The 17,104-nt window shown below is 39.9% G+C and carries 22 protein-coding genes; 19 read left to right on the plus strand and 3 right to left on the minus strand.

What is annotated here, in order from left to right; translation table 11 throughout:
- Window positions 1-410: 410 nt before the first annotated feature.
- From BK139_RS22785 to BK139_RS22795, 3 genes are all read left to right on the plus strand, one after another.
- Window positions 411-1,541: a GAF domain-containing sensor histidine kinase gene (locus tag BK139_RS22785; RefSeq protein WP_076263372.1), complete on the plus strand. Its 1,131-nt coding sequence runs from the start codon at window positions 411-413 to the stop codon at window positions 1,539-1,541.
- Window positions 1,542-2,189, plus strand: a complete 648-nt coding sequence (locus BK139_RS22790; protein WP_076263375.1) for a response regulator — start codon at window positions 1,542-1,544, stop codon at window positions 2,187-2,189.
- Window positions 2,190-2,329: 140 nt separating this feature from the next.
- A complete protein-coding gene (locus BK139_RS22795; RefSeq protein WP_076263378.1) occupies window positions 2,330-2,869 on the plus strand; it encodes an NADPH-dependent FMN reductase in 540 nt (179 codons plus the stop codon).
- Window positions 2,870-2,925: 56 nt separating this feature from the next.
- On the opposite strand, the gene BK139_RS22800 is transcribed toward BK139_RS22795, so the two are convergent.
- A complete protein-coding gene (locus BK139_RS22800) occupies window positions 2,926-3,180 on the minus strand; it encodes a YhdB family protein (protein WP_035326734.1) in 255 nt (84 codons plus the stop codon).
- Between the two features lie 207 nt (window positions 3,181-3,387).
- On the opposite strand from BK139_RS22800, the gene BK139_RS22805 reads away from it, so the two are divergent.
- The 6 genes from BK139_RS22805 to BK139_RS22830 all read left to right on the plus strand — a co-directional run bounded on the left by BK139_RS22805 (window position 3,388) and on the right by BK139_RS22830 (window position 8,802).
- The gene (locus BK139_RS22805; RefSeq protein ID WP_076263381.1) at window positions 3,388-3,705 is read left to right on the plus strand and encodes a DUF3889 domain-containing protein; all 318 of its coding nucleotides are present in this window, start codon (window positions 3,388-3,390) and stop codon (window positions 3,703-3,705) included.
- Window positions 3,706-3,817: 112 nt separating this feature from the next.
- On the plus strand, window positions 3,818-4,513 hold the full coding sequence (locus BK139_RS22810) for a response regulator transcription factor (RefSeq protein WP_076263384.1): 696 nt from the start codon (window positions 3,818-3,820) through the stop codon (window positions 4,511-4,513).
- Window positions 4,510-5,856 carry a HAMP domain-containing histidine kinase gene (locus BK139_RS22815; RefSeq protein WP_076263387.1) on the plus strand — a complete coding sequence of 449 codons (1,347 nt, stop codon included), beginning with the start codon at window positions 4,510-4,512 and terminating at the stop codon, window positions 5,854-5,856. The genes BK139_RS22810 and BK139_RS22815 overlap by 4 nt, the downstream gene beginning before the upstream one ends.
- Window positions 5,857-5,924: 68 nt before the next feature.
- Window positions 5,925-6,614: a PepSY domain-containing protein gene (locus tag BK139_RS22820; RefSeq protein WP_076263389.1), complete on the plus strand. Its 690-nt coding sequence runs from the start codon at window positions 5,925-5,927 to the stop codon at window positions 6,612-6,614.
- 95 nt (window positions 6,615-6,709) lie between these two features.
- The gene (locus BK139_RS22825) at window positions 6,710-7,261 is read left to right on the plus strand and encodes a PepSY domain-containing protein (protein WP_076263391.1); all 552 of its coding nucleotides are present in this window, start codon (window positions 6,710-6,712) and stop codon (window positions 7,259-7,261) included.
- A gap of 128 nt (window positions 7,262-7,389) precedes the next feature.
- Entirely contained in the window at window positions 7,390-8,802 is a 1,413-nt protein-coding gene (locus BK139_RS22830) for a SpoVR family protein (RefSeq protein ID WP_076263393.1), read from the plus strand.
- A gap of 702 nt (window positions 8,803-9,504) precedes the next feature.
- Here BK139_RS22830 and BK139_RS24215 read toward each other — a convergent pair.
- A complete protein-coding gene (locus BK139_RS24215; RefSeq protein ID WP_175609185.1) occupies window positions 9,505-9,654 on the minus strand; it encodes a hypothetical protein in 150 nt (49 codons plus the stop codon).
- Between the two features lie 129 nt (window positions 9,655-9,783).
- On the opposite strand from BK139_RS24215, the gene BK139_RS22840 reads away from it, so the two are divergent.
- The 9 genes from BK139_RS22840 (at window position 9,784) to BK139_RS22880 (ending at window position 14,782) form a co-directional block, all read left to right on the plus strand.
- Window positions 9,784-10,044, plus strand: coding sequence for a metal-sensitive transcriptional regulator (locus BK139_RS22840; RefSeq protein WP_048011895.1), 261 nt, complete (start codon window positions 9,784-9,786; stop codon window positions 10,042-10,044).
- Between the two features lie 91 nt (window positions 10,045-10,135).
- Complete coding sequence (locus tag BK139_RS22845) at window positions 10,136-10,495, plus strand: rhodanese-like domain-containing protein (protein WP_076263398.1); 360 nt, start codon at window positions 10,136-10,138, stop codon at window positions 10,493-10,495.
- A 15-nt stretch (window positions 10,496-10,510) separates the two neighbouring features.
- Window positions 10,511-10,810, plus strand: a complete 300-nt coding sequence (locus tag BK139_RS22850) for a rhodanese-like domain-containing protein (protein WP_076263401.1) — start codon at window positions 10,511-10,513, stop codon at window positions 10,808-10,810.
- 148 nt (window positions 10,811-10,958) lie between these two features.
- Complete coding sequence (locus BK139_RS22855; protein WP_076263403.1) at window positions 10,959-11,435, plus strand: DsrE/DsrF/DrsH-like family protein; 477 nt, start codon at window positions 10,959-10,961, stop codon at window positions 11,433-11,435.
- Between the two features lie 21 nt (window positions 11,436-11,456).
- Window positions 11,457-12,035, plus strand: coding sequence for a sulfurtransferase TusA family protein (locus BK139_RS22860; protein ID WP_076263405.1), 579 nt, complete (start codon window positions 11,457-11,459; stop codon window positions 12,033-12,035).
- 41 nt (window positions 12,036-12,076) lie between these two features.
- On the plus strand, window positions 12,077-13,198 hold the full coding sequence (locus BK139_RS22865; protein ID WP_076263406.1) for an MBL fold metallo-hydrolase: 1,122 nt from the start codon (window positions 12,077-12,079) through the stop codon (window positions 13,196-13,198).
- Between the two features lie 52 nt (window positions 13,199-13,250).
- A complete protein-coding gene (locus tag BK139_RS22870) occupies window positions 13,251-13,478 on the plus strand; it encodes a sulfurtransferase TusA family protein (protein WP_035326750.1) in 228 nt (75 codons plus the stop codon).
- Between the two features lie 64 nt (window positions 13,479-13,542).
- Window positions 13,543-14,319: a sulfite exporter TauE/SafE family protein gene (locus tag BK139_RS22875; RefSeq protein ID WP_076263409.1), complete on the plus strand. Its 777-nt coding sequence runs from the start codon at window positions 13,543-13,545 to the stop codon at window positions 14,317-14,319.
- 100 nt (window positions 14,320-14,419) lie between these two features.
- A complete protein-coding gene (locus BK139_RS22880) occupies window positions 14,420-14,782 on the plus strand; it encodes a YidH family protein (protein WP_076263410.1) in 363 nt (120 codons plus the stop codon).
- A gap of 29 nt (window positions 14,783-14,811) precedes the next feature.
- On the opposite strand, the gene BK139_RS22885 is transcribed toward BK139_RS22880, so the two are convergent.
- Window positions 14,812-15,705: a YitT family protein gene (locus BK139_RS22885; protein ID WP_076263412.1), complete on the minus strand. Its 894-nt coding sequence runs from the start codon at window positions 15,703-15,705 to the stop codon at window positions 14,812-14,814.
- 320 nt (window positions 15,706-16,025) lie between these two features.
- Here BK139_RS22885 and BK139_RS22890 point away from each other — a divergent pair, with 320 nt between their 5' ends.
- The gene (locus BK139_RS22890) at window positions 16,026-16,928 is read left to right on the plus strand and encodes a YihY/virulence factor BrkB family protein (protein ID WP_076263414.1); all 903 of its coding nucleotides are present in this window, start codon (window positions 16,026-16,028) and stop codon (window positions 16,926-16,928) included.
- Window positions 16,929-17,104: the final 176 nt, after the last annotated feature.

A 17,104-nucleotide genomic window follows, 5' to 3' on the forward strand; every position in this document is an offset into this window, starting at 1 on the left:
GCGCGTCGGCAAGTTTCACTGTATCTCACCAATCGGGCCTTTACATTATAAAGCGAGGCGACTTGCCTTGGGGTGACAAGCATAAGTCGAGCAGATGGTGGTGAGTGCTTTTCTTCCCATCAGCTGATTGGCTTATGACCTCGAGCCCCTAGGAGCCGCAGCTAGATCGGGCAGTTTTGACCCCCACTATCCTCCTTTGATTCCTCTAAGTCTTGAAGTGGGGGTCTTACTGCCCGTTAGACTGCGATAGAAAATCTGCACCGAAGAGAATTGCTCTTCGGTGTTTTTATGTTGGCTTCTTCGTTCTACATCTTTAGTCGCAGGCTGCTTCCTCCCAAATGCCAAGGAAGTAAGGGAAAATAAGTTATATAATATAAGTACATATATGACAAGGACTAAGGGGGATCCGGGTGTTGGGGAAAAACAGACAATCAGAAATCGGAATTTTAAAAGAAATAGCAGAGCTATTGAATGAAGGAACAGAAATAGATTCGCTTCTTAAAGAGGTGCTGCAAAAACTGCTTCACATCACCGGTCTGGAAACGGGATGGGTATTTCTGATCGATAGCCATGGGGAGTTCCGCCTTGCAGCAGAAGAGAAACTGCCTCCTGCCCTTTCCGCGGATAACTGCAGGCCGATGTGCAAGGGAGATTGCTGGTGCATTGACCGCTATAATGACGGCAGATTAAACAAAGCTTCAAATATAATTGAATGCAAAAGAATAGAAGATGCAATTGCCGAGCAAAGAAAAGATACTAACGGGCTAACCCATCATGCCTCCGTACCTCTGAGGGCGGGAGAGGAAAAGTTTGGTATTCTTAATGTTGGTTCACCTGCTAAAACCCATTTTTCACCGGAAGAATTGGCTTTGCTGGAATCTGTTGCTTTCCAAATTGGAACGGCTATAAAACGGATCAAGCTCACACAGCTCGAACAGGAGACGGCACTTGCTGCGGAAAGAAACCGGCTGGCAAGGGACCTGCATGATTCTGTCAACCAGCTTTTGTTCTCTTTAAGCTTGACGGCGAGAGGAGGAGCGGAAATGACTGATAACCCAGAAATGAAAGAAACCTTTTCCTACATGCAGGATCTCGCACAGGAAGCATTAAGTGAGATGAGAGCGCTTATTTGGCAGCTCAAACCGCGAGGACTGGAAAATGGAATTATATGTGCTATGCAGACTTACAGTCAAATGCTTGGCCTGAAGCTAAACTCAAAAGTTAAGGGAGTAATTTGTCTTCCTGGGAAAGTTGAAGAAACACTTTGGAGAATTGGCCAGGAAGCTCTGGCAAACTGCAAGAAACATTCCGGTGAGTCAACAGCTGATGTAGTACTGACTGTGGAGGAAAGAAAAGTTGCCATGATGATTTCCGATTGCGGCAGGGGGTTTCACTATCGTGAAAACGATATCCCTTCTCTAGGTCTCAAAAGCATGAAGAAAAGGACAGAAGCACTGAATGGTATATTCAAATTAATAACAGAGCCAAACAAAGGAACGAATATTGAAATTATCATTCCTTTGGAAAAGGGAGGGAAATAAATGGCCATCAAGGTTTTAATAGCGGATGATCATCATGTTGTAAGAAGAGGACTTTTATTTTTTCTAAAAACTCAGCAGGAAATCGAAATTATCGGGGAGGCAAAAAACGGCCTTGAAGCTGTTGAGATGATGCAAACACACCAGCCGGATGTTGTATTAATGGACCTGGATATGCCAGTAATGAATGGGATTGAAGCCACACGGCAGATTAAACAGAATTATCCTAATGTAAAAATCATGATACTCACAAGTTTTTCAGACCAGGATCATGTAATACCCGCCATTGAGGCGGGCGCATCAGGATATCAGCTGAAGGATATTGAGCCGGATATCCTTGTTCAGGCAATAATCCAGCTGATGAAAGGGGAGAATCAGCTTCATCCAAAAGCCACCTCTCATCTGCTTACACATTTAACGAATAAAAACAGTACGGAAAGACATCCGCTTGAAGAGCTGACAAAGAGAGAGCTCGAGGTTTTGAGAGAGATCGCAAAAGGAAAAAGCAATAAAGAAATAGCTTCCTCTCTTTTTATCACAGAAAAGACAGTCAAAACCCATGTTTCCAACCTGCTTTCCAAGTTAGAGCTGGCAGACAGGACTCAGGCAGCACTTTATGCCGTGCGTCATGGGATTGCAGAGACAAAATAAAAACTCATCCAAAAGTCTGAGGGAATATTTACTGAATTAGTACTAAAACAAGCTTTATAAAACTCAGCCATCCTGACGATGTGTAAAAGCGCATGTTTCTATATACTAAATAATATAGGAACTTAAAGGAGAGTTTAAAAATGAAGCTTACAATTATTAATGGAAGTCCGAGAATGAAAGGACGCACGGGAATAGCCTCCCGTTATATTGCAAGAAAATATAATGCTGAACTGATCGACTTAAGCCTTGGAGAAATTCCTTTATACAATGGAACAGAAGATCAATATGGGCTGCCTGCTGTTAAAAAACTGCGCCAGCAGATTGCTGACTCTGATGGAGTTATTCTGGCATCCCCTGAGTACCACAGTGCCATGAGCGGAGCATTAAAGAATGCGCTGGATTTTCTGGGGAGTGAGCAATTTGCCCATAAGCCAGTCGGCCTGCTGGTTGTGGCAGGAGGCGGAAAAGGCGGGATCAATGCGCTGAATAATTTAAGAATTGCCGGCAGAGGCGTATATGCCAATGTTATACCTAAACAGCTTGTCCTGGACCCGCATTGTTTTGATTATGAAAATGATGGCCTTTATGAAGAACCAGCTCAATTGGTTGAGGGCTTAATAAACGAACTTCAGATATATATGAAGGCATATGGTCAAATTAAGCAGGAATTAAAACAATAAGAAAACAAAAACACGGACCAAAAAATCCGTGTTTTATTATTGGTGGAATTCTTTTGTCAGGTTAGTTCATAAAATACAGTGTTTGGCAGCTGTTTTTCCGATAATTCATTGGCATGGTCAATATATCTAAGCAGTGAGTATAAATGTTTCTCAATGACAGAATAGTCTTTTTCGAAATTGTAGGCATGAAGAAAATGTTCGATTTTCTTCGAAAGAAATTGATCTTCTGTCCTGACCATCAGGATCAGCAGGTTATCCCATTCAGACCGGTGTGTATAATATAACGCACGGTCATAATCCACTTTATTCATTTGTCCTCTCCTCCTCTTCCAGGAGTTGATTATAGTTTATGATGATGCGGCATTTTATTTCAAAGTAAATCTTGGACTTGTTGATATACATGGGTTTTCATCATTTACCTGTATATATTGGCCACATTCATTTACAGGAAATTCGGTTACATAAAATCAATGCCTGGGTCAAGAATATAAGTAACGACATATGCTTTGGAGGGAAAAATGAAAAAGTATTTATCCATATTTATGCTGATTTGTTTATTAGCCGGGGGAGGTTCATTGGCAGGAGCTGTACAAAAACCGGATTATGAAAAGTATGGGAGAATTGCCATTGCAGTTGTAAAAGAAGACTACCCTGGGGAAGAAGTAGTGGATTATCAGTATGGAGGAAGAAAGAAAGTTACTGAAACAGACGTAACAGACACCTTCACATTTACAGTAAAAGAAGACGGGAATCCGGTAACCATATTGGTGATGGTCACACATAACCTCAAGGATAACAAAGCGGTTAGCCTATCTGTAGAGAGAAAAACTCAGTAAGCTCCTTCGGGGGCTTTTTTCATTGTCTCCTTATTCAAAATAATGATAAAAACATATCTTTCTGATAACCTTGGATTATGAATATAACTGTCAAATATGGGGAGTGAGTTTTTTGAGGGAATCAATTCTTGTTGCGGAGGATGAAGCTAAAATCGCCAGGCTTCTGGAAATTGAGCTTGAATTTGAGGGCTATCAAGTAACAAAGGCAATGGATGGTTTTCAGGCAATGGAGTTATACAGGACTGGAAGCTGGGACCTAATCATTCTGGATATCATGCTTCCAGGCTTTAGCGGAATTGAAATTCTGCGAAGAATTCGCAGTAAGGATAAACAGACCCCCATTTTGCTGCTGACGGCTAAAAGCTCAGTGGAAGATAAAGTATCTGGCTTAGATCTGGGGGCGAACGATTACATAACAAAACCTTTTCAGATTGAGGAACTGCTTGCGAGGATTCGAGCGGCACTAAGGGTTAAAACAGCAGCTGTTCAAGAAACTACGGCTATTGACTGTCTTGAAGTGTCAGATTTAAAGCTCAATGAGAAAACAAGGGAAGTCAGCCGGGGAGATCAGTCCATAGAACTGACGCCCAGAGAATTTGATTTACTGGTTTATTTAATGACCAATAAAAAACAGGTCCTGAACAGGGAACAGATTTTGGAGGCTGTCTGGGGATATGACTTTTTGGGGGACACAAATGTTGTTGATGTCTACATCAGGTATTTGCGCAAAAAAATAGACTTGCCTGAGATGCCTTCTCTTATTCACACTATCCGCGGAGTAGGGTATGTATTAAAGGAGACGAAATGAATCTTAGGAAGAAAATTTATTTGTATACAACCGTTCTTTTTGCAGTCCTTCTGCTTATAATGAATTTCGCTGTTTATGCTGTATTCAGCAAATTGGTATATGAAAATGAGCGGGCCGCTATTTCGAATGAAATGGAAAATATGACAAAGATTGCCCAAAGATCCATCGGGAATGTTCCGGAAGCTGAACTGCTTAGGGCCTTTGTTCCTTCAAATGGAATGGTAAGACTTGTTCAGCCGGATAAAAAGGCAGTAACCTCCACATCCCCGGATGAAAAGGCGCTCAGTGAAATTCCTGCAGAGTACATCAGCAGTGAATTAATAAAAACAATGGAACGTGATAATAGGGTCTATATGTTTGCGTCGGCACCTGTGATTCTGCCGGATGGTGAAATAGGAAGTTTTCAGCTGACCAGAAGCATGGAAAGTGCGGAAAAAATATTAAAGACTCTTCGCTTCGTTCTGGGGATTGTGACAGTCGCGGCAATGATTCCGGTTTTGATTTCCAGTGCGGTCCTTAGCAAGTTTATTACAAGGCCTGTAGCGACTATGACAGCCACCATGAAAGAAATTAGAAAAAGCGGCCAATTCAAGCGTCTTAAGCTGGAAGGGAAATCTCATGATGAGCTGCAGCAAATGGGTGAAACCTTCAACCATATGATAGATCTTCTTGAATCCAATTATGAGAAGCAAAAACTCTTTATTTCAAATGCTTCCCATGAATTAAAAACTCCATTAACTGTTATAGAAAGTTATTCAAGCCTGCTTAAGAGAAGGGGGCTGAAAGAACCTGAATTATTTAATGAATCCATAGAAGCCATTCACTCAGAGGCGCTAAGAATGAAGGAGATGACAGAACAGCTTCTTTTGCTTGCACGGCATGATGACCATTGGATGATTGATTTGAAAATGGTGGAACTAAACAGTTTTTTAACCCAAGTCACTCGGACATATGAAGATGCTTTTAATAGGACTGTGCATTTGGATTTGTCTGAAAATACACTTATTCAAACTGATGAAAATAAATTAAAGCAGCTCCTGTTTATTTTTCTGGATAATGCCAGGAAATACAGTGATGATGTCATAAAGGTTACTGCTGGAACAGAGAAACAAGAAGTCTATATACGGATTGAAGATCGCGGCATGGGTATACCTATGAAGGATCTGCCAAGAGTATTTGATCGTTTTTACCGGGTTGATGAGGCTAGAAATAGAAAAACAGGGGGATCAGGACTGGGACTGTCCCTTGCCAAAGAAATAGCAGAAGCGCTGGGAGTTGAAATCAGGCTCGAAAGTACTGAAGGAGTAGGAACTGCAGCATCCATCATAATCAAAGTGACATAACCATTCTCATCTTTTTCTCATTTTATTAATAGATAATGGAGAAATAAGCTAAGTGGGAGGTGTAAGGAATGAAGCATAAACTTATAATTGCAGCTTCGGGGCTTCTGCTGGCTGCGCTCCTTGTATTTGCTGCAATTCAATTCACTGATGTCTCTGCTTCTGAATCAATTACTGAAGGTAAAGCCAGGGAATTAATAAAAGACAGATATCAGGGAGAAATTCTGAATGTGAAAAAAGTAAACAGCACTTATTTGATTGAAATGAAAAAAGACGAAGCGTTTTATCAAATAAAGCTGAGTGAAAACGGAGGAGATATTCTTTTTTTTGAAAAAAAGGAACACATTCCTAACGGTGAACAGAATCAGCTTGATGAAGAAAAAATAAAGGAAATTATTCGGGCAGAAGAATCTGGTGAATTACTCTCCATGAAAAAAGTGACTTATAAAGAAAAACCAGCCTTTGAGGCAATCGTTCAGAAAGGTGAAGCAAAGATAAAGATTACTGTTGATGCCCTGACTGGAGAAGTTCTATCCCGTTATGCCGAGGAAACAAAAGTCCCTGTTAAAAATCTAACCGAAGAGGAAGCTATTCAAATTGCTCTAAAAATTGAACCTGGAGAGGTGGATGATATAAGCTTTGAGAAAACAGACAGCGGATCTTATTATCTTGTGGAGATAGAAAAGAATGACGGCAGGGAGGCCGCTGTCCAAATCCATGCTATAACAGGAAAAGTAATGTCGGTTACATGGGATGATTAATTCCTTTCTCATCAAATTTTAATTTTCTTATCCTTTTTCTCTCATTTTCACCGGTTATATTGAACATGTAGAAAAGAAAAAGGAGGAAAAATATAATGAACAAAAAATTTACAGTTATTTCATTGGCAGGAGCTTTATTGCTGGGTGGTGCTGTTGCAGCTGGTGCCGCAGATACGAATGAAAAAGGAAGTGCTGGGAGTAAGAAAGAAGCTGTGCAGGATTTTATTACTGTTGAAGAGGCGAAGAAGATTGCTCTTTCTGAAGCAGAGGGAAGCGTTGAGAGCATTGAATTGGAAAGAGTAAAAGGCAATCAGTATTATGAAATTGATATTGATAACGGGAAAGAAGATATCGATATTAAAATTAGCGCCTTAGATGGTAAAGTCATTTCAATTAATAAAGAGCGGGATGACGATGATGACAATGATCAGTCAGAAAAAGAGATAAATGGGGAAAATATAATCTCCGAACAAAAAGCTATTGAGATAGCTGAAAAAGAAGTTAATGGAATAATGAAAGAAATCGAAATAGATAAGGACGATGGAAAAATCCTATATGAAGTTGAACTGCAGACAAATAAAGGCGAAGCAGATGTCGATATTGACGCTGAAACAGGTAAAGTAGCAACAGTCGAATTGGATGACTAATGCCATATGGAAAGCGGGGCGAAATGCTCCGCTTTTTGCTGTGATTTGTTACAAGCTTATGAAGAGACTACTCATCAATCCTCTTGTTGGTTCATAGATTATGGTAAGGACTAAAAGGGGGAGTGGCAATGCGGGAGGAAGAAAATAAATCATTGGAATATGCCATTCAGGAAATTACTGAAATTGCAAATGGATTTGGCTTGGACTATTACCCTATGAGGTATGAAATTTGCCCTGCGGAAATCATTTATACATTTGGAGCTTATGGCATGCCGACCAGGTTTTCGCATTGGAGTTTTGGAAAACAGTTTCATAAAATGAAGCTGCATTATGATTTAGGGTTATCAAAAATTTATGAGCTTGTAATCAACTCGGATCCCTGCTATGCGTTTCTGCTTGATTCCAATACCCTTATCCAAAACAAATTAATTGTAGCGCATGTTTTAGCACATTGTGATTTCTTTAAAAATAATGTCCGTTTTCAAAACACAAAGAGGGACATGGTAGAGAGCATGGCTGCCACCGCTGAAAGAATAAGGCGGTATGAAATTGAGTTTGGGAAAAAGGAAGTGGAAACTTTCCTTGATGCCGTGCTGGCAATTGAAGAACATATTGATCCGTCTCTAATGAGGCCGAAGCTAGCCTGGAGTTCGGATGATGAATATGAAAGCAGCGGTGAAACAGCAGCGGCCAGCCCTTATGATGATTTATGGGATTTGGATGAAAGAAACAAGAAGCATGAACCAAAGAAAAAAAATAAGAAGTTCCCTCCGAAACCAGAAAAAGATTTACTGCTGTTTATAGAGAGCTACAGCAGGGAGCTAACCGACTGGCAGCGGGATATATTAACGATGATGCGGGAAGAAATGCTCTATTTTTGGCCGCAGCTGGAAACTAAAATTATGAACGAAGGCTGGGCATCTTATTGGCATCAGCGCATCTTAAGGGAAATGGATTTGACATCTGCTGAAGCGCTGGAATTTGCAAAGTTGAATGCAGGGGTTGTGCAGCCGTCCAGAACCGGAATCAATCCATATTATCTGGGTCTGAAGATTTTTGAAGATATTGAAGAACGATATAACAATCCGACTGAGGAAATGAAGAGGCGCGGTGCAGTGCCAAATTCAGGCCGGGAAAAAATGTTCGAGGTTCGTGAAATCGAGTCAGATATATCATTTTTAAGAAATTATTTAACAAAAGACCTTGTCATGAGAGAAGATATGTATCTGTTCCAAAAACAAGGTAAGGATTATAAGGTAGTGGATAAACAGTGGGAGCATGTGCGCGATCAGCTTGTCAGCATGCGTGTAAATGGAGGATTCCCATATTTGACGGTTAATGACGGAGATTATATGAAGAATGGTGAACTATACTTAAAGCACTGGTTTGAAGGTGTGGAGCTTGATCTAAAATATCTTGAAAAAGTACTCCCATATGTACACCAGCTTTGGGGCAGAGGCGTCCATATGGAAACCATTGTTGAAGGCAAGAACATGCTTTTCACTTACGATGGGAAGAGCATTCACAGGAAATATTTGTAAAAATGACGGACGAACCAAAATATATTGTGGTTCGTCTTTTTTTGGCCGGGCTGCAAACAGGTTTTTTAAAAATGGACAGAATAAAACTAAATACTTTCCTTCTCAAGGAGTATTGAAGTAATATTAACGTGTACAGGCGGGGGTATTGAAAAGGTAACTAGATGACTCCCGGATATTAATATTTTCTTTACAGCCATGGATAAACTGAGGAAAGGATGATGATCTTGAAAATTACAGATTCAGCTCGGGATCTATTGAAACAGATTCTTCAAGAGAAAAATACTGGCGGAATTAGAGTTTATTTTGCAGGCTTTGGCTGAGGAGGCCATCAAATTGGACTGGCTCTGGATGAGCCGGAAGCAGATGATATAATCGAAACTATAAATGGAATCCAGGTGGCAGTCGACCCGGAGATCAAGCCGCATACAGAAAGTATGATTCTTGACCATGATCAGGAAAATGAAAGACTGGTTCTGTTAGGCAATGACAGCGGCTGCTGCTAATCAAAAACACCCACGCGGGTGTTTTTCTATTTGTAAAAAAAGTATTGACTATATACCCAATAGGGTATATTATATGAATTGTAATTGAATTATTTACGCAGAGGAGAGAAATATGCTGCTGATTTTTTTAACCTTGCTGCTAGTTAGTTTCCCATTATTTAAAAGGTATTATCCTATTAGAAATATCCCTTGTTATCATTTAGATCAATGCCTGCCCAAGGAAGGCATAGCTCTGCTGGATGTCAGGGATTATAATGATTCCTGTCATTGTGAAATACCCGGAGCGATCAATCTGCCCATTCCATATATAAATCGGCATATAAACGATATACCATATAACCAAATCCATTTAGTTGCCTCCAGCTCATTAGAGAAAAATTTTGGGGTAAGGATGCTGCGAAAAAAAGGGTTTAAGATAGTTGGTTTTTCAATGCCTGATTGTCACTGTGTAAAATAAAACTAAAATGGGGTGAAGCTTGTGTTATACGATGCAAAAACTAAAAATCGAATCAAAAGGGCAGAGGGCCAGCTTAGAGGGATTTTAAAAATGATGGAGGATGAAAAAGATTGCAAATCTGTCATTACCCAGCTAACAGCTTCAAGATCAGCAATTGATAAAGCAATTGCAGTTATTGTCAGTTCCAATCTTGAACAATGTATTGTTGAAAACGCTGAAAAGGGAATTGAGAGTTCCATCATGATTGAAGAGGCTGTCAACTTACTTGTTAAAAGCAGATGATGGTCAGTTGACTTCCTTTTTTTATTTAGTTATAATATACCCCATGAGGTATAAAACAAAAGCGTTATCACATAAATTTGGAGGTAAGCAAATGACTATTGCAAATGGAATCATTATCGCCCTGGTTATTATTTTTCTCCTTCAGAAGCTGATTCCGGTAAAGGGCGTAAAGCAGATGACAGCTGCTCAGCTGAAGAATGAAATGAAGGACAAAACAAAGCAATACATTGATGTAAGAACAACAGCTGAATTTAAAAGCTTCCATATTCCAGGATTTAAGAACATGCCTCTTCATCAGCTTCACCAGAATATGGGACAGCTATCAAGAGATAAGGAAGTAGTTGTTATCTGTCAAAGCGGAATGAGAAGCAGCAAAGCAAGTAAAATTCTAAAAAAAGCCGGATATAAGAACATTACAAACATCAAAGGCGGAGTAAGCGCCTGGAGATAAAGGGGAGAATATTAAATGAAAACAATGAATGTGAATGAAGTAGAGCAGCAGCTAGCCGCCGGAGTAAAATTAAATATCATTGATGTGCGGGAAGCAGATGAAGTAAAAGAAGGAAAGATAGCTTCAGCTATTCATATTCCGCTTGGATTAATTGAATTTCGTATGCATGAGCTGGATAAGAATCAGGAATATGTTATGGTTTGCCGATCAGGAAACCGCAGCGGATTAGCTGCACGATTCCTTGAAGGACAGGGGTATAGAGTCATTAACATGCTTGGCGGTATGATGAACTGGGAAGGACCATTAGATTATTGAACTGCAAAGGCCAAGAACAGGTGTTGACAGAAAGTCAAATATGCTCTAGTATATACCCTGTGAGGTATTTGGATTCATTTTAAAAGTTATAAGAAATAAATTTTTTTGATTATATATATACCCAATAGGGTAAAGGGAGGATAAAAGATTGGAAAAGAAAAAAACAACAATCGTTCTATTCAGCGGAGATTATGACAAGGTGATGGCGGCTTATATCATTGCAAACGGTGCAGCTGCTTACGATCATGAGGTAACCATCTTTCACACATTCTGGGGACTGAATGCTCTTAGAAAAGATGAGCCAATTCAAGTCAAAAAAACTTTTATGGAAAAAATGTTTGGCAAAATGATGCCAAGAGGTCCGGAAAAAATGGGCTTATCGAAAATGAATATGGCTGGAATGGGTCCTAAGATGATCAAAGATATTATGAAAAAGCACAACACAATGCCAGTAAGCGACCTTATTGAAATGGCAAAAGAACAGGAAGTTAAGCTTGTAGCCTGTCAAATGACTGTCGATCTTCTTGGTTTCAAACAGGAAGAAATCATTGATGGTGTAGAATTTGCCGGTGTAGCTGCTTATCTTGCAGATGCAGAAGACGGTAATGTCAACTTATTTATCTAAAGTTATAAGGAGGAATATTAAATGGAAACTTTAAAAACAAACTCTTCAGTAGATGCAAAAGGGCTTGCCTGCCCAATGCCGATTGTAAAAACGAAAAAGGCAATCACTAATCTGAATCCTGGGGAAGTACTTGAGGTACTTGCAACAGATAAAGGTTCAAAAGCAGATATTCAGGCCTGGGCAAAAAGCTCTGGACACCAATATCTTGGCACAATGGAAGAAGGCGAAGTGCTTAAGCATTATATACGAAAAGCAGGTGAAAATGAAGAGCGTGAAGCTGCAACTTTTGAGTCTGTTGCCTCTAACGATGATCTTTTAAAAGAGATGGATTCTAATGATGATATTGTTGTTCTCGATGTCAGGGAACCTGCTGAATATGCATTCGGCCATATTCCCAATGCTATTTCGATTCCCTTCGGAGAATTGGAGGAAAGAATTAGCGAGCTAAACCAGGATAAAAAGATTTTTGTAGTATGCCGTACAGGGAGCCGAAGTGATATGGCATCCCAGGTATTAGCTGAAAAAGGCTTCTCAAATGTAATTAATGTAGTGCCGGGAATGTCCGAATGGAATGGACCGACCGAAACGAAGCTTAACTAAAATTTTTTAAACTAAATTATACATTAGGGGGTATACTAACGATGAATGCAATGACTGCTAGTGAAGTAACAAAAAAGGTTATTCAAAATGAAGAATTATTTATACTTGATGTACGCAATGAAACCGACTTTAACGATTGGAAGATTGAAGGCAAAAACTTTGAATACTTGAATGTTCCATACTTCGAACTTCTTGATGGCGTAGAACCTATTCTGGATAAAATTCCGGCTGATAAAGAGCTTTTAGTAGTGTGTGCAAAAGAAGGTTCTTCTGTCATGGTCGCAGAAATGCTTGAAGAAGCAGGACGCAATGCCTCATACCTTGCAGGCGGGATGAAATCATGGAGTGAACACCTTGAGCCTGTTAAAGTGGGTGATTTGAAGGATGGCGGAGAAATGTATCAATTCGTCCGCATCGGAAAAGGCTGCCTGTCCTACATGGTGATTTCAAATGGTGAAGCTGCAATCGTCGATGCCACAAGAATGACTGACGTATTTACTGATTTTGCTGCTGAAAAGAATGCAGAGATTAAGCATGTCTTTGATACACATCTGCATGCAGATCATATCTCAGGCGGACGCAAAATTGCTGAAAAAACGGGTGCTTCTTACTGGCTTCCTCCTAAGGATGCTGAAGAAGTAACATTTGAATACAGCCGTCTTGAAGATGGAAACGAAGTCATGATTGGTTCTACTAAAATCAGCATTCAAGCTATTTACTCACCAGGCCATACAATTGGTTCAACATCTTTTGCAGTGGACGATCAATACCTTCTTTCAGGTGATATCCTATTCATCGATTCTATCGGACGTCCCGACCTTGCCGGTAAAGCCGGGGATTGGGCTGGTGATTTAAGAGAAACACTTTATAAGCGCTATAAAGACCTATCAGGCGAATTAGTTGTTATGCCTGCACACTTCATGATTATTGAAGAATTAAATGAGGATGGCAGCGTATCCGAAAAGCTTGGCACATTATTTGCTAAAAATCACGGATTAAACATTGAAGACGAAGGAGAGTTCAGAAAGTTAGTTTCTGAAAATCTTCCTCCTCAGCCTAATGCTTATCAGGAAATCCGCGAAACAAATATGGGAAAAATCAGCCCGGACGAAGAAAAACAGCGTGAGATGGAAATCGGTCCAAATCGCTGTGCTGTAAGATAATTTTTTTGAAGGATTTATCAAAAACTAATAATAATAATTGGAGGAATGAAATATGAACGCAGCAAAAGTACTGGATGCAAAGGGTTTAGCTTGTCCAATGCCAATCGTAAAAACAAAGAAAGCAATAGGTGAAATCGAATCAGGGCAAGTGCTTGAAGTTCATACAACAGACAAAGGAGCAGTTAAAGATTTGGCTGCCTGGACAGAGTCAACAGGACATGAGCTTTTAAAACATGAGGATGACAATGGAGTGTTAAAGTTCTGGATAAAAAAAGGCTGATCTATTGAAAAGATAAAAGGGAGTTTGCACTCCCTTTTATTGCTTAAAAGGAGGAGATGGCCACATGGATTTTACTTTTTTGATCGTTATATTTTTAATTGGTTTTATCGGGTCTTATATTTCCGGAATGGTGGGAATTGGCGGCTCAATCATTAAATACCCAATGCTATTATACATTCCGCCGTTATTTGGATTAGCAGCCTTTTCTGCTCATGAAGTTTCAGGAATCAGTGCTGTACAGGTGTTTTTTGCAACAATCGGAGGTGTCTGGGCCTACAGGAAAGGCGGATATCTGAATAAAACACTAATTATTTATATGGGTTCAGCCATATTAGCCGGAAGTTTAATCGGAAGTTACGGTTCAAGGTTTATGACTGAAGGCGGCATTAACCTTGTTTATGGTGTTTTAGCTTTAATTGCGGCAATTATGATGTTTGTGCCGAAAAAAGGCTTGGATGATATCCCTTTGGATCAAGTAAAGTTCAATAAATGGCTTGCAGCCTTCTTTGCTTTGATTGTCGGCATCGGGGCTGGTATCGTCGGTGCAGCAGGTGCCTTTTTACTGGTTCCTATTATGCTGGTTGTATTGAAGATTCCTACAAGAATGACGATTGCGACATCACTGGCAATCACTTTTATTTCATCGATTGGATCTACAGCTGGTAAATTAGCAACCGGACAAGTAGACTACGTTCCTGCAGCCATTATGATTATTGCCAGCTTAATTGCTTCTCCATTAGGAGCTGCTTCAGGAAAGAAAGTAAATACAAAAATTCTCCAGGTTATTTTGGCTGTACTAATTCTGGCTACATCCATTAAGATCTGGATGGATATATTATAATTCCGGGGAGGGGGCAGCGGGTGCTGTTCCCTTTAATGTTTAACCTGTGGTTAAGCGGTAAAAATAATCGTATACTTCAGATAAGGGAGAGCTGTTTCTGATGGAAGAATCCAAAGAGTCGAAATACATACAGCAGCATCTGGCAAATGAAAGAACCTTCCTGGCATGGGTAAGAACATCGATCGCTGTAATTGGAATAGGTGTACTTGCTTCCACACTGCATTTTAATAATGTGCAGAGAGTAAATAAGTTTGCAGATAGCATTGCCATTTCATTAAGTCTGTTTTCTCTGGTTACCGGCCTGACAATCCTGGTTTACTCTACCTTGAATTATTTTCAGGTCAGAAAAAGAATTAACCTGCAGACCTACTCATCATCCCGATCACTGATATACTTAATAACAGCTGTAATCTTTTTGATATTTATCTTATTGCTAATATATTTATTTGTTATTTTGATTTAACTGGTGCATCCATGTTTATAAATTATTAATTAATGAATGGCTTTCTTTTTAAATCTTCCGCCCCTGACTTCCGCAATATCAGAAACTGCTAAAAAAGCACTGGGATCTATTTCTTCCACGATGGCTTTTAATTTTGCCTCTTCCAGTCTGGTGATGACACAAAAGATTACTTTTTTATCATCCCCTGTGTAAGCACCTTCCCCATTTAAGTAGGTAACTCCTCTTCCCAGCCGTGCAAGAATCGCTTCGCCGATTACCTTATGCTGGTCACTGATGATCCAGGCTGATTTTGATTCATCCAGCCCGCTGATCACCACATCTATTGTTTTGAAAGCAATGAAATAAGCGAGGATGGAATACATTGCCCTGTTCCAGCCGAAAACAAAGCCTGCCGTAGCAAAAATGAAGATATTGAAAAACATAATAATTTCCCCGACAGAGAATGGAAGTTTTTTATTTACCAGAATGGCCAGAATCTCTGTTCCATCTAAGGATCCTCCATACCTGATCACCATGCCGACCCCAACACCAAGAACAATGCCGCCAAATACCGTGGCTAACAGCAAGTCCTCAGTAAAAACAGGAACGTCATGCAAAAGGAGAGTGGTTGCTGATAATACGGCAATCCCGAGCAGCGTAGACAACGCAAAGGTTTTCCCTATCTGTTTGTATCCTATGTAAAAAAATGGGATATTAAGGATGAAAATAAACCAGCCCAGTTTCCAGCCGGACAGGTGAGAGAGGATAATGGAGATGCCTACTATTCCGCCATCCAGAATTTTATTGGGCACAAGAAACTCTTCGATCCCTACGCCCATAAGTATGGCTCCAACTATGATGAAGAAAATTCTTTTTGCAAGCTTTCCTTTAGTCAATCCTTTATGTACATTTGCTTCAACAGCAGTTTCGAGTGAAACGTTCATAAATGACCCCCATTTTTATATGATAACCGAGTATCTGTATAAGCTAGTAATATAATATGATAGCTTGTGCATTTTTAGCTCAAACTAATTATTCGGCAAGTCTGATAATCACTATGTCTAATTATAACATTTCTTATATTAGATGAGGGATTCATGGGGTTAAATAATACTCTTAGTTCTGTACTCCTTTGTAAGGATCATACAATGGTATCTTTTTTACCAGCCTGATTGAATATTTTATGAAAATACGATTAGTTCAAAGCTCTTCGGGGAAATAAACACATACAAGCAAATCAGCTGTATAAGGGAGGGGCAGTTACATGCATAAGGTTATTCAATTTGGCAAGAAGCTCGGAAAGGAGTTTAAGAATGATCGGGCAACCGGGCTTGCAGCCGAACAAGCCTATTATTATATGCTCTCCATTTTTCCTTTATTAATCCTGCTTATCTCCATTGTTCCATATCTATCACTGGATCCTCAAAAAGCATTAACATATTTGCAGAGTGTAATGCCGTCTGATTCGTTTAGTGTGATCGAGGATAATGTGGTAGATATCATTACGAAGCCAAACGGCGGTCTGCTGACTTTTGGTATTATCGGTACATTATGGTCGGCTTCTAATGGAATGCAGGCTTTCATTAGGGCCATGAATGATGCGTTTGATGTAAAGGAATCGAGATCATTTATAAAATCAAGACTTGTTTCCATAGGCTTAACACTTGGACTGCTTGCAGCATTCATTGTTGCCATGGTTCTTCCTGTATTCGGAAAAGTTATCTTGAATTTTATTGGGAATTTTATAAATATATCTGAAGGGATGCAAATTCTGATCAATGTATTGCGATGGGCCGTTGCTTTTGTGATCATGGTTACAGTCCTGGCTATTCTTTATAAAGTCGCACCGAATAAACATTTTCCTTTCAAACAGGTATTGCCGGGTGCAATAGCCGCAACGGTTATGTGGCAGATCATATCTTTTGGCTTATCCTTTTACGTAAGCAATTTTGGGAATTATTCAGCCACATATGGAAGCCTTGGCGGAGTTATTGTATTAATGCTGTGGTTCTTTCTAACCGGCCTTGCACTTGTTATTGGCGGAGAAATAAGTGCCCTCTATCACAGAAATAATACATTTAAACCGGGCAGCGGAAAGAAAGATGATAAAAAAGACCACAAAGTACAATCCGATGGAGAAGCGTACCGTACACTTTCAATCAAATAGGGCAAAATAAAACGAGGGCTCAGCCCTCGTTTTATTTTATCGCAGTCTAACGGGCAGTAAGACCCCCACTTCAGGACTCAGAGGAATCAAAGGAGGGTAAGTGGGGGGCAAACTGCCCGATCTAGCTGCGGCTCCTAGGGGCTCGAGGTCATAAGCCAATCAGCTGATGGGAAGAA

The organism is Paenibacillus sp. FSL R5-0490, assembly GCF_001956215.1.
GTDB lineage: Bacteria > Bacillota > Bacilli > Bacillales > Cytobacillaceae > Cytobacillus.

Coding starts and splice junctions, on each gene's coding strand:
- BK139_RS22790 (WP_076263375.1), top strand. CDS start 1,542: ATGGCCATCAAGGTTTTAATAGCGGATGATCATCATGTTGTAAGAAGA.
- BK139_RS22795 (WP_076263378.1), top strand. CDS start 2,330: ATGAAGCTTACAATTATTAATGGAAGTCCGAGAATGAAAGGACGCACG.
- BK139_RS22800 (WP_035326734.1), bottom strand. CDS start 3,180: ATGAATAAAGTGGATTATGACCGTGCGTTATATTATACACACCGGTCT.
- BK139_RS22805 (WP_076263381.1), top strand. CDS start 3,388: ATGAAAAAGTATTTATCCATATTTATGCTGATTTGTTTATTAGCCGGG.
- BK139_RS22815 (WP_076263387.1), top strand. CDS start 4,510: ATGAATCTTAGGAAGAAAATTTATTTGTATACAACCGTTCTTTTTGCA.
- BK139_RS22820 (WP_076263389.1), top strand. CDS start 5,925: ATGAAGCATAAACTTATAATTGCAGCTTCGGGGCTTCTGCTGGCTGCG.
- BK139_RS22825 (WP_076263391.1), top strand. CDS start 6,710: ATGAACAAAAAATTTACAGTTATTTCATTGGCAGGAGCTTTATTGCTG.
- BK139_RS22830 (WP_076263393.1), top strand. CDS start 7,390: ATGCGGGAGGAAGAAAATAAATCATTGGAATATGCCATTCAGGAAATT.
- BK139_RS24215 (WP_175609185.1), bottom strand. CDS start 9,654: ATGGATTTGGTTATATGGTATATCGTTTATATGCCGATTTATATATGG.
- BK139_RS22845 (WP_076263398.1), top strand. CDS start 10,136: ATGACTATTGCAAATGGAATCATTATCGCCCTGGTTATTATTTTTCTC.
- BK139_RS22850 (WP_076263401.1), top strand. CDS start 10,511: ATGAAAACAATGAATGTGAATGAAGTAGAGCAGCAGCTAGCCGCCGGA.
- BK139_RS22860 (WP_076263405.1), top strand. CDS start 11,457: ATGGAAACTTTAAAAACAAACTCTTCAGTAGATGCAAAAGGGCTTGCC.
- BK139_RS22865 (WP_076263406.1), top strand. CDS start 12,077: ATGAATGCAATGACTGCTAGTGAAGTAACAAAAAAGGTTATTCAAAAT.
- BK139_RS22870 (WP_035326750.1), top strand. CDS start 13,251: ATGAACGCAGCAAAAGTACTGGATGCAAAGGGTTTAGCTTGTCCAATG.
- BK139_RS22875 (WP_076263409.1), top strand. CDS start 13,543: ATGGATTTTACTTTTTTGATCGTTATATTTTTAATTGGTTTTATCGGG.
- BK139_RS22880 (WP_076263410.1), top strand. CDS start 14,420: ATGGAAGAATCCAAAGAGTCGAAATACATACAGCAGCATCTGGCAAAT.
- BK139_RS22885 (WP_076263412.1), bottom strand. CDS start 15,705: ATGAACGTTTCACTCGAAACTGCTGTTGAAGCAAATGTACATAAAGGA.
- BK139_RS22890 (WP_076263414.1), top strand. CDS start 16,026: ATGCATAAGGTTATTCAATTTGGCAAGAAGCTCGGAAAGGAGTTTAAG.